We start from the raw sequence: 1,202 nt of genomic DNA on the forward strand, positions 1-1,202 counted from the left end.
GACAACGGTTCGAGATGGCTGAGGCTCTCGAAGCCACCACAAATATCCCTATAAGCCAGAGCCAATTGTGGCAATAATTCTGGTGTTCCGTTTATCAATGCTTCTTTCTTTTTTCTACTCCAACCTTGTACTTGTTTCTCTCTGTAAAACGCTTGGTCTATTCTTTGGTATTCTTCAAAATAAATCAATTCTACAGGCAAATGTTTTTTTGTATGGTTAGCACCCTCTCCTGCCTGATGTTGAGTCAATCTTATTTTTAGATTGGTTGTGCTACCCGTGTAGTAACTCCCGTCAGCACATTTTAATATATACATCCAACCTTTACTCATACGCTTTTAGCCCCCTAATCTCTCTGCTTTCGGCTTTTTTTAGTAAAGATAATAATTTTTCTATCAATGCCAGTTCTCTTTGGATGTGTTCCGTTCAACACAAATAGGCTCAACGGGTTCACTCAGTTTATTGGCTATCAGAGATTATTCAAATCATATTAGGCTTTTGGCATTATGAGTAAAAAAAATTGGTTGTGGTTCAGAAAATATGATGAAGTTTTTGGCAATAATGAGTAACCTTAGTCTATGCCGGAAGTCAAAATAACAGTTACTTACCCTCATTGCCGAAGCACGAAAACATTTGTAAAACAAATATAAATAACTCGTTACGTATTAGAAGCAGAAGATTAGTAAGGAACACTACTTGTTTTTCCAAGAAAACAGAAAACTATGGTGCCATGATAGCAATAATGATTCACTAACGAAGTTATAGTTTTCATGCTTTCTGAACCACAACCAATAATTTTACCTTAAACGGTAAAAGAAGACTCCGAAAATATTCTCCTTGAGCAACAGAGCAACTTCCCGCCCCTGCCGATAAACTCTTTTTTATTTTCTGCTACCTGAAAAATAACCCGACCCAAGAATCTTTGTCTTTTGCATTTGATTTGACCCAAGATATGGCTAATAAGTGAATTCATATACTTTCAAATCTATTGTCAAAAGCACTTGATACGTACAAACCGGAACATAATCCATTCAGGGTTTCTAATCAATTATCTGATAATGAGGAATATATAATAGATTGGACAAAACGCCCGATTCAAAGAGACAGTTATGTTCAGGAGGAATTTTATAGTGGGAAAAAAAAACTATACCGAGCCTGTTGCACGACAAAAAAAATTAAAATATTTAACTATTTGATTTTGAATT

General features: G+C 35.4%; 2 protein-coding genes. One reads left to right on the forward strand and one right to left on the reverse strand.

Features of this window, described 5'->3' with window-relative positions; translation table 11 throughout:
• The coding region (locus LC115_02215) for a GIY-YIG nuclease family protein (GenBank protein ID MCZ2355496.1) at positions 1-329 on the reverse strand (329 nt) is incomplete at its 3' end.
• 656 nt (positions 330-985) lie between these two features.
• Between LC115_02215 and LC115_02220 the strand changes: the two genes are divergently transcribed.
• Positions 986-1,202, forward strand: a 217-nt coding sequence (locus tag LC115_02220) for a hypothetical protein (protein MCZ2355497.1), incomplete at its 3' end; no start/stop codon positions are given.

It is taken from the genome of Bacteroidia bacterium (genome assembly GCA_026932145.1).
Lineage (GTDB): Bacteria > Bacteroidota > Bacteroidia > J057 > JAIXKT01 > JAIXKT01.